Origin of the sequence: Microcoleus sp. bin38.metabat.b11b12b14.051 (assembly GCF_013299165.1) — a bacterium.
Taxonomy (GTDB): Bacteria; Cyanobacteriota; Cyanobacteriia; order Cyanobacteriales; family Microcoleaceae; genus Microcoleus.
The window spans coordinates 1-11,051 of the sequence record NZ_JAAFKD010000038.1 but is presented as its reverse complement, the minus strand read 5'-3'; the positions used below and the strand labels follow the sequence as shown (position 1 = coordinate 11,051).

The 11,051-nt window shown below is 46.6% G+C and carries 6 protein-coding genes and 1 pseudogene; 2 read left to right on the top strand and 5 right to left on the bottom strand.

The genetic code is table 11. The features are described from left to right. Window positions 1–72: 72 nt before the first annotated feature. The 4 genes and pseudogenes from QZW47_RS26650 to QZW47_RS26630 form a co-directional block, all read right to left on the bottom strand. Entirely contained in the window at window positions 73–2,397 is a 2,325-nt protein-coding gene (locus QZW47_RS26650; RefSeq protein WP_293134177.1) for an adenylate/guanylate cyclase domain-containing protein, read from the bottom strand. Window positions 2,398–2,437: 40 nt separating this feature from the next. Next, a pseudogene (locus QZW47_RS30240) lies at window positions 2,438–3,328 on the bottom strand (alpha/beta hydrolase). Between the two features lie 347 nt (window positions 3,329–3,675). Beyond that, complete coding sequence (locus QZW47_RS26635; protein ID WP_293134168.1) at window positions 3,676–6,360, bottom strand: ABC transporter substrate-binding protein; 2,685 nt, start codon at window positions 6,358–6,360, stop codon at window positions 3,676–3,678. A gap of 460 nt (window positions 6,361–6,820) precedes the next feature. Beyond that, the gene (locus QZW47_RS26630; RefSeq protein ID WP_293134165.1) at window positions 6,821–7,720 is read right to left on the bottom strand and encodes an alpha/beta fold hydrolase; all 900 of its coding nucleotides are present in this window, start codon (window positions 7,718–7,720) and stop codon (window positions 6,821–6,823) included. A gap of 238 nt (window positions 7,721–7,958) precedes the next feature. On the opposite strand from QZW47_RS26630, the gene speB reads away from it, so the two are divergent. Beyond that, window positions 7,959–8,888 (top strand): agmatinase, encoded by a 930-nt coding sequence (speB, locus tag QZW47_RS26625; RefSeq protein ID WP_293134162.1) that lies wholly within the window; start codon window positions 7,959–7,961, stop codon window positions 8,886–8,888. A gap of 151 nt (window positions 8,889–9,039) precedes the next feature. After that, window positions 9,040–9,576, top strand: coding sequence for a thioredoxin family protein (locus QZW47_RS26620; protein ID WP_293134159.1), 537 nt, complete (start codon window positions 9,040–9,042; stop codon window positions 9,574–9,576). Between the two features lie 219 nt (window positions 9,577–9,795). Here the strand turns inward: QZW47_RS26620 and QZW47_RS26615 are convergent, their stop codons facing one another. Then, window positions 9,796–10,962 carry an RNA-guided endonuclease TnpB family protein gene (locus QZW47_RS26615; RefSeq protein WP_293134156.1) on the bottom strand — a complete coding sequence of 389 codons (1,167 nt, stop codon included), beginning with the start codon at window positions 10,960–10,962 and terminating at the stop codon, window positions 9,796–9,798. Between the last annotated feature and the right edge of the window lie 89 nt (window positions 10,963–11,051).

The window sequence follows — 11,051 nt, the reverse complement described above, 5'->3', positions numbered from 1 at the left end:
TCAATAGTTTTCATAATTGGTATAAAAGTCTGGTTCATCAGATTCATTGCGCGCAATCTATAATTTTTAGAGTTAATTATTGTGAATTAATAAATAAGTCCTCATTTTTCCCTTACCCTTGATTGAAATTACTCCTCTATCCTGAAAAATATATTTATCTCCCAACAGTTTGCGAGTGGCTTCGGTGACGTGAATGCAGCCGGGAATGCCGTGAGATTCCATCCGCGAAGCCGTATTTACCGCGTCGCCCCACAAATCGTAAATAAACTTTTTCGTGCCAATCACGCCAGCTACTACAGCCCCGGTATTGATGCCGATGCGAATGCTTAAAGAGTGACCGTGGGTAATGTTAAATAAACCGATCGCCTGTTGCATACCGATCGCCATTTCGGCCACAGCTTCCGCGCCATCGCTGCGAGGGAGCGGAATGCCGCCAGCTACCATATAAGCGTCGCCAATTGTCTTGATTTTTTCCAAATGGTACAAATCTGTCATGCGATCGAATTCGCTGAAAATTTCGTTAAGCAAATACACCAATTCTTTGGGACTGATTTGAGACGAAAGCTGAGTAAAGCCAACGATGTCGGCAAACAAAATCGTCACATTGGCAAATCCTTCAGCAATGTTTGTTTCTCTTTGTTTCAAACGTTTAGCAATTGATTGCGGTAAAATATTTAAGAGCAATTTTTCGGATTTTTCCTGCTCCGCCCGGATGGCTGCCTCGACTTGCTTGCGATCGCTAATATCCCGGACAAAGGCGCAGTGGTACTCGCTACCGTTGAATTCTAAATAATTGACTTTTACCTCGACCGGAAAAAGTTTGCCGTGTTTGGTGCAATGCTCAGATTCCAGGGTAATAGAGTCGCATTCCCTGATAGTTTCCCAGTGCAGTGGCCAGACTGTAAGGGTAAAGTTGGCATCAATTTTGCTGACATTCATTGACAACAACTCGCTGCGGGAATAGCCGAGGGAAAAACAAGCAGCATCGTTGACATACAATATTTGAGCGTCCGATCCGATCCAAAAAATAGCATCGCCGGCTCGATCGACTGAAAACTGAGTTAGTTGCAGAGCGTTGTTGGCAGCTTCCAGTTGTGCGGTACGATCGACCAATGCTAAACGGTTTAAATATCGATCGGTAATGTCGTCTAGGAGCCACAGACGGCCCGGTACATCGCGCACGAGAGTAGGGGTGCTCGACAGATTCAAGACTTGGCACTCGGGCTCTGGGAAAACCCACTCCCAATCGCGAATCTTAGCGTCTGGTTTGCTGAAAAAAGCTGCTGCTTTGGCTGCGATTTCCTGTGGATTTTGGGCCTTGGAGCGCAGTTTTGCCATCGCATCAGCAATCGCTGTCGCTTCTTGAGCGCCTTCTGTTAAACTTAGCTGCTGGGCGGCGACACTATTGATCCAACCTTGTTCGCCACTGGCGTCCACAAATACCACGCCCTGCGGTATCGTCTGCAAAATGGCGCTGTAGCGAGTTTGCAGCTTTTCTAGGCGAAAAGTGGTGTAGTGAAACCTGAGTATGGTGCTCAATCCCCCCAGCACTGATACGGCGAAGTTTTGAAAATAGGCGGAGACTCGATAGCGGTGATACCACACTAGGACGATCGCCCCTGGTTTGGGCCCCCGAACCACTTCATCTCCCGCAGGTGCAGACAGCGGTAGCACTGCGAGGGATTTTGCTCCTGTGCTGAGCAAGGTACGGTTAGCGCCGGGAGTTGCAGGGTAGTCCCAATAGTAGATGCAGCGGTTGCTGCCTAGGGCTTCAGCAAAGATTTTGGGACTGGTGAATTGAGTCGGTAAAGCTTTGGCGGGTACGCAGGCGAGCGCCTCGGCAGTTACGTCATCAAGTTGGCGCAGGGCGATCGCCGCATCTGCATTTGCATATTTACGCAACATTGTCAATGTTGTAGCAATAACTGTGTCAGCACCTTCTGTATCACCGCTACGGGTGAGGGCTGCAAGTACGTTTTGCGAAGCCAATTGCCACTCAACTCGCAACAGAAACCTCCGCGCCAGAATGCTCAAGGCCACAGCGATACTTTGAGTCATCCACGAGTCGAGCAGCAAGTCACGGGCGGCGGGGAACCAAACTGTAACACCGGTCAAAAATCCCAGCATACCCAGCGAGGCGCCAGAGGGGGGCAGCAGCACGCACAGCATAAATACGATCGTTTCGTCGATCGCATAAATTACGGCTGTTTCTTGCCAACAGTCGAGGGCCAGCGAGCCAACAAACAGCAACAGCAAAGGCAGCCTGAACGTTGGCAAACTTTCGGGATGGCGCAGCCCTGAAGATTTAAAAATCAGAAATAGACTTTTTTTTGGCAGTTTTAGACTGAATTTAGGAATTTCATTGAAATAGTTAAAGCACTTTTCCAGCCAGTCCATTATTAATTTTTAATTTTTCAATTTTGATTGATTTTTAGTGCTACGAAATAAACGAGGCGATCGCCCGCGTGATTGTCCCTGGTGCGCTGATGTGGGGAAAATGACCCCGCGCATCTATTTCTATCAGTTGACTGTTGAGTATTTTTTGATTCATATATCGGCCTACATCCACAGGTACGGCGGGGTCGTGCTTCGATTGGATAATCAGTGTCGGTACTTTTAGCTGCGGTAATTGCGATCGATAATCCGACTCAAAAATCACCTTAATCACAGCTTGGGCTATATCTGGGCGGATAGCTATCAGAGTCTTGGCCAAGTGGGCGGCTAATTCCGGCTGCTCTGGGTGACTCATCATTAATGGGGCAAAACCGCTAGCCCATGCGTAGAAGTTAGACGACATTGCCGCGTACAAGCTATCAAGGTCTGCCCGATCGAAACCTCCTACGTATGGTGTGTCATTTAAATAACGCGGAGATGCACCAATAAATACGAGCTTGTTAAAGAGTTTTGGCTCTGCTACGGCTGCTAAGGCGCTTGCAGCTTAATACTATACCAATCCTTTGGTTGCTCCTTCGACAAGACAATTGCATGGCTGGGATTTTATTTATACGCAAGTCCCTAACAAACCAATCATAGCGCTAACCGAGTGACCGATATAATTACAATGTGTTAAATTTAACTCACTGCACAGCTCTAGCAAATCTTCTGCATAGCTGTGGAGGCTGCTGTAGCGGTGGGGGCTGTAGGCAGAAAAATCGGAATCTCCAGCCCCAACGTGGTCAAATAGTACGATGCGGTAGTTGGGTGTCAAGGCTGCTACCTGATTTCGCCAAGCTGTTTGATCCGTCCCGAAGCCTTGAGCAAAAATCAGGGTTTGAGATCCTTTACCCTGGATGTTGACGTTGTTGCGCCTCGCGATCGAACTATTCATTTTTTTATTTAATTACCAATTATAATACATTATAGAGGTAATCTGGGATGCCGAGCACAAGATTTTCCAGCAAATTATATCCATTAAACTCCTCACAGTAAAATTGGTTTGTAGTGCGGACTTTAGTCCGCAAATACCCTAGGACTCGCATTCCGAACGATCGAACCTAACAATCCTAGGAATCGCATTCCGAACGATCGAACCTAACAATCATAGGACTCGCATTCCGAACCCTCGAACCAATCTGATAGTGGTGGTTCGAGTTCGAGCCGACATGATATCAATCTAAAATCGTTCGACTGAGCGAAGTCGAAGTCTAAAATCGTTCGACTGAGCGAAGTCGAAGTCTAAAATCGACTGATTGGTGCAAAATCGTAACCTGCACCTGATTTAGAATCGGGTACAATTTGTAAAAGAACTACATTGCTGTTGCGATCGCCACTCGACAAAAATCTAATTTCCCCAGTCGCACCGCTAACCTTAAAATCCTCACGCGCCAAGGTTTTCGCCAACATCACCCGCCCAGCTTGACCGTTAGAAGGAGCAATTTTGCCGATCGACCTTCCCATCCGCAACACCTGCACCGCATCGTAACTCATCGCCGTCCGCCAGTTAACATCAATTCCCCACAAATTTTTAGCCAACAGTGCAAAATTTTGACTTTTACTATCAGCAAAATGCCAAGGAACCGAAATTACCGCCCCCCTCAAAACTTCTCCACTTTGTTTTAATAAATCCGTATTGTAGAGAGCATCGCCGCCAATCATTGGTAAACCTTTTTGATTGTTACGAGCTATTTCTAAGGATGAATTTACAGTATCAGAATCCGGGAACAAGACCAGCACATCTGCTTCAATCCCAGCCAGGTGTGCTGTAGAATTTGGTTCGGACAAATCTACTTGCTTAACAACTTGACCGCCTTCCAAAATCAAAGTAGTAGAAAAAGCTGTTTGTAGCGACTTGCTGTAGGAACTTTTGGCATTGTAAAAAACCGCAGCCGTGCTTTTTTTCATGCTACTTAACATATAGCGAGCTAAAGCAGTACCTGTAAATTGGTCGCTGGGTATCGTCCGAAAGAAATAGTTCACACCGTCGGTGCGCTTCGGAACCGTTGCTAACTCAATGCTGGTGCTCGTAGGTGCGATCGCCACCATTTGATTTTGAGTGTAAATTGGAGCAACTGCGATCGAAGTTTTGCTGGTGCCGTGACCGACTACTGCTAAAATACTGCTATCTGCAATCAGACTGCGCGCAATAGCCTGCGCCCGATTTTCATCATTACCATCATCAGCAATTACCACCTTGAAAGGCACTCCCGCCTTAATTGCTTCATCTTGAGCTTGAGCTATCCCGCGCAAGATTTCCGCCGCCGCGCTGAGATTGTCGCCAATCGGAACTACTGCGGCAATTTTCAGGGCTTGTGCTGTACCGAGTCGAGCGTTGTTGAGATAAATCAAAGTTTCCGCGTCAGTGCGATCGACTTGGAAAGCCGCTTCTAGCTTATTTATCGCCGTTTTGAAGTCAGCCGCGGCGATCGCGCGAACTCCTGCTTGCTTGTCAGTAGTAGCCGTGCTAGCGAACAAAATGCGATCGCCCGCACTGATGTAACTACTGACATCTACAGGCGAGGAAGTCCGGGAATTTTCCCCGGGTAAATTAGGTATTTTAGAAACGCTAGGATTCAGGTTCCTCTCAGCCAAATGTACAGCATTTTTTAAGATATTAATCAATTCTATTTTGAATAAAAAAGCCCCTGTACCTAAAGCCATTAAAAATATCAATATTAAACAAACAATCCAGTTTTTTTTAGGAGTTTTTTTTGAACTTTCCTGATCGTTAATCTGTGCCAAAGTAGCCGATGTAGGCTCCTGCAAAGCCGCCAACATTTCCTTAGCATTAGCGAACCGAGCTCGCGGGTGAAACCTAATTGATTTATCCAGAACTGCGGCAAATCTGATACTCACCTTAGATGCGTGATTCTGCCAAAGCATCTCCCGAGTTTGAGGGTCAGTTTCCAAATCCTGCGGCCACTTTCCTGTCAGCAAATAAATTGCAGTCAATCCCAAACTGTACAAATCGCTAGAAAATTCTGGTCTACCGGCGGCTTGTTCCGGAGACATAAATTGCGGCGTTCCAATAGAGATAGTTACATCATTTCCTCCAGTAGTTACCGCAGGATCTATTGTTTCCTTAACCACGCCAAAATCTATTAAGACTGGTTCATCGTCCGACTTTCGCAAAATAATATTTTGCGGTTTGACATCTCGGTGAATAATCTGGTTTTCGTGTATATAATCCAAAACTAGCAGCAAACTAGCGATAATTTCTTTAACTTGCTCCTCGCTCATTTTACCAGCAACTTTTACCCGGTTGTTGAGCGTTTCCCCGTCTATCCATTCTAAGGCCAAGAAAAACAAATTATTTTCCTCAAAGTGCCCGTAGAGTTTGGGTATTTGAGAATGTCCTTCACCCAACTTTTCCAAGACAGCAGCTTCTTGAGAAAAACGCTCTCGAACCCTTTGGTCAATCTGAGGATTATCAGTCTGGCTTTTTAGCTGCTTAATGACGCAACACCGATGCGAAGGCATTTGCGTATCTTCGGCGAGCAATGTTAAGCCAAAACCTCCTTCTCCGAGTTTCTCAATCACCCGGTAGCGACCGTTTAAAAGTTGTTCATATTCAGGGTTAGGTTCCGGCGGCTGCAAAATTTCGCCGTTGATTTGCACGGGGCTTTCGACTGCAAGAATGCCGTATTTGCCGCTCCCGTTTGGTTCGGTATGAATTAGAATCGGTGTGTCGCCGTTGTCTTTTAATTTTCTCCTGAGTTCAAAAATGCGATCGACTATAATTTGCTCTTCGTCACCTGTTGGAGGACGCTTGTACAGCACGTTAAAAATCGCTCCCGGTGCGACATATTTGCCGTAGTGCTTGCTCAACAGCAGCAGCACGATATATTCTTCTTTGTTTAAGTCTATACACTCTGAACCCAGCTTGACGGCGCGGGTTTTAGTGTCGATGCTCAAGTTATCCATATCGACCAAAGTTATTGTTCACAACAGAAGGATGTTCGGCAACAGATTTGCTAACAAATGTAACAGATGAAGCTTCCAGAAAAAATAGTATCAATTTACCTCTGATATTTCATAAATAACCAAAAAGCCTGTCAGCGACAAATTACAATCAGACGATTCATGACTGCAATCCTCTTGGTTCCAGGTAGAGGTTGCCCGGATTGGCGTCAAGCGTCAACCCCTCGACGAGAGCTCTTCTTGCTAACTGTCAACAGTCAACTGAAGAATCTCCTAACTTTCTTGGCGGTTCCCCAAACATAAAATCAATCAAAGGGCAAGTAATTGGTAATATAGCTTTGAGTTATGAATTTTAAGTCCACAGTTGTGGATTGGGGACTGTTTAACTCATAACTCAAAACTCAAAAGTTTTCTTCAGGTTAGCTTTCGGCGGTGCTAATTGCCAAGCTGACGCAGACTGATTTTATGCCAAGGCCGATCGCCCCAAAATCCAATCAAGTAAAATAGGATTGACCAATTCCGGCGCTTCATCCTGCGGACAGTGGCCCACTCCTTCGAGGGAAATAAACTTTTCCACAGCCGGAAAATTGGCTAATTCCCGCCCCAAGGCGATCGGCTCCCAAGGGTCATTTGCACCCCACACAATCAAAGCAGGACAGTTCAAACGCGGTAACAAATCCTCCGGTAAAGGGCCTTGAGAATAGCTGATAAATGCCACAAATACATCAACTGCGCCACTGTCTTTAGCAGGTTCCAGCAGCATATTTACCAGCTCGTCAGTGACAGCTTCCGGGCGGTGATAAGCTTCCAAAAGCACTTTTTTTACTGTATTCGGCGTCGCTAATTGTTTAAAAAATAGTTGACTAATCCACTTGACATTTAAAACTTTTTGTGCAATTGGAGCGCCAAAACTGCGATACCAAGGCATTTCGGCGCGTTTGCGATCGTGCAACAAGCGCAGGGAACAATTGAGTAAAATTACACCAGAAGCAATGTCGGGAAAATCAACAGCGGCTTGCATAATTGCCACACAGCCGATCGAATTTCCCACCAAAAAAGCAGGCCCGCCAGCAACCTCCCGACAAAAATCAGCAATCAACTCTCCCCAAGTTTCAAAAGTGTAGTCAATCTCCAGCTTAGGCGCAGGCTTAGCAGAACCGCCAAAACCGATAAGATCGATCGCAAAACAGCGACAATCAGCAGCCAACGCCGGCAAATTCTTGCGCCAGTGGCCCCAAGACGCACCAAAACCGTGGACAAACACCACCGCAGGGCCCTGAGTTCCCGCAGTCTGGTAGCAAATCGGAAAGCCTCTCCACATCCAGGTTTGAGGCGCAACAGCAGTTAACGTAGAAGAAGTCATAGAAGTAAAAAAGTGAAAATTCAAGAAAGAGAAGGACTCTTAGTCCTTACTACAAACCGTATCGCAATTCGAGGCAACCACTAAAACATAAATCGCAAACCTTCCCTCTTCCCTTCACACTCTCTGCGCCCTCTGCGCTCTCTGCGGTTAAATCCTCTTTCTTCTTCCTTTGCAGTTAGAGCCGCTATTATGCCACCATTAAAGATGCTGAATTTTTTGCCTTATAGAAATTTCCCCTATGCCAACGATCATCTCAACAGTTGTCGTACCATTTCTCGGTTCCGAAATTGTACCCGACTACGACACAGCCAAAGTAGTAATCTTGCCAATTCCCTACGAAGCAACCACCACCTACCGCCGAGGCTGCGAAAACGGGCCGGCAAAACTGCTAGAAGCTTCACACCAACTCGAATGCTACGACGAAGAACTAGATTCGGAAGTTTGCTATGATGTGGGCATTTATACAGCATTGCCGATCGCCGATACCCGCAACAGCCAACCAGTTTCATCCTCAGAAATGCTGCGAGTCACGCAACAAACCGTACACCAGCTAATTACCGAAAATAAATTTGTGATCTCCCTCGGAGGCGAGCACAGCATCACCGCCGGCGTTGTCGAAGGCTACCGCCAAGCATACCCGGATGAACCCTTCACAGTCGTGCAAATCGACGCCCACGGCGACTTGCGCCACGAATACGAAGGCTCGATCCACAACCACGCCTGTGTGATGCGGCGGGTTGTAGATATGGGCTTACCGACACTGCAAATCGGGATTCGGGCTATCTGCAAGGAAGAAGCCGACTTGATTAAAGCCAAACAGCTAAACGTGTTTCGAGCTAGGGAAATTGCGACTCAACCGGATTGGGCCGATCGCGCAATTGCTAGTATAAAAACAAAACGAGTATTTTTGACGATCGACCTAGACGGCATCGATCCGACATTAATTCCAGGAGTTGGCACACCTGAACCGGGCGGGTTAAATTGGTATTCGCTCACCGGATTTTTGCGCCGCGTCTTCGAGTCTTACCAAGTAATTGGCTGTGACATTATGGAACTAGCACCTCTAGTAGATTCTGTAGTTTCAGAATTTACCGCTGCCAAATTAGCATACAAAATGATTGGATACCAAGCCGTAGCCCAAGGTTGGCTCAAGCAAAACGAGGAATAAATCGCCAACCACGAATCAAAACAGGCTGTTAGCAAGGCGAGAATGAAGCTCGCCCCAAAAACAGCCAATTTTAATCGTGTGTCTTGTCATTTTTAAGGGTAGCAAATACTGCTGTTCACCTGCTGCAAACATAAACTTATAAATAGAAACAATGGGTACTCCGATTAACAGCTACGCTCCCGATTTTGAACTGCCGGGAGTTGACGAAGAAGTTCACCATTTAGCTCGCTACTTAGAAAAATTTCGAGCGATCGGGGTAGTATTTATGTGCAATCATTGCCCTTACGTGCAGTTGTATCTCGATCGCCTCAAAGCACTGCAAGCAGATTTTCAAGATCGAGGTGTTACTTTAATTGGGATTAATGCTAACGACGCCAACCAGTACCCAGATGACAGCTTTGAAAACATGAAAATTTTTGCGACAGAAAATCAGCTCAACTTCCCGTATATCAGAGATGTTGCTCAAGATGTCGCAGAAAGTTTTGGAGCTTCTCAAACGCCAGAGGTTTTTTTGTTAGACCGAGATGGCAGATTGCGCTATAAAGGTTCAATAGACGACAACGCCGACGATGCGGGGGCGGTGCAGGTTTCGTATTTGCGGAGCGCGATCGAGCAACTGCTGAATGACAAATCGATAGAGCCTTCTAGTACAGAGGCGATCGGTTGTTCTGTCAAATGGCGAGAATAGACGGCGGTTGAAACCGCGTCTACACAAACCATGTCCGCCTCCGCGGACTGAAGATAGATAACATATTTTAACGGCTTGCTCTTCAACCCGCGGAGGTGTTCGGCGAGCGAAGTCGAGTCGCGGGTTTTGTCTGTATCGACGCGGTTTCAACCGCCCGGTCTTATCTTTCTGTTGACATACTCCCCGCTCTGAAGAGACGGGGATTCTAAGAATCACTTCTTAGGTTTTCTGCTTCGTAGCACCCGCCTTCACAGATTTACTCTGTTCTGGTCTTACGGTCGCTCCACAGACTGAAACGGCTAGCCCAGCCGCCAAAATGTTATTTGCTGCATTTACATCGCGGTCGTGGTTTGTCCCACATTTAGGGCAAGACCATTCCCGGATATTCAGAGGCAACTTTTCAACAACGTGACCACAATGTCCACATCGTTTAGAACTCGGAAACCATCGGTCAATCTCGATCAAGGTGCGACCATACCAGTCGCACTTGTATTCAAGCTGTCTCACCAACTCACCCCAACTCGCATCGCTGATGCTCAGGGCAAGTTTCCGATTCTTCACCATATTCTTCACAGCCAAATCTTCAACGGCGATGGTTTGGTTTTCACGCACCAACCGAGTCGTCAACTTGTGAAGGAAATCTTGCCTAGCGTCATTAATCGACCCATGGACTTTAGCCACTTTCAATCGGGCTTTGTACCGATTGTTCGAGCCTTTTGTCTTGCGAGAAAGTGCTTTTTGAGCTTTGCGGAGTTTAGCCCGCTTTGCTTTGAACGCTTTGGGGTTAGCAACTTTTTCGCCCGTACTCAAAGCAATCAAACTGGTAATGCCAAGGTCAATCCCAATTTGATTGGGCGACTTTGGCAATGGTTGAATGTCTACCTCAACCACCATCGAAACAGTCCAGCGACCCGAAGGGGACAATTTGACCGTGATAGTAGAAGGTTCACACCCCTCTGGTATAGAGCGACTCCATCGAATCGGCAAAGCAACCGGAGATTTAGCCAAGAAAACTTGACCATCTTTCCACTTAAAAGCCGATTTCGTAAATTCAGCACTTCCGCCGCTACTTTTCTTCTTGAAGTTTGGGTATTTAGTCCGACCCGCAAAGAAGTTGGTAAAGGCAGTCTGAAGGTGTCTCAAGCCTTGTTGGAGTGGAACACAGCTAACCTCATTCAGAAAAGAGAGGTCTTCCTCTTTCTTCCATTGAGTCAGCATGGTAGAAGATTCATTATACCCAATGCGTTTTTTGTCTTTGTACCAAGCATCTGTCCTTACAGACAAGGCTTTGTTGTAGACAAGACGCGCACAGCCCATCGTTCGCCGCAACAAGGTTTCTTGCTCTGGCGTTGGATAAAATCGGTACTTGAATGCCTTGAGTTTCATTTTTACAGCTTAACAGTTAAAGCGTGAAAGCACAAGTCAATTGTAAAGCCGTCCTAGAAGGACGGGGTTTCCACCCACATTTTTTGATG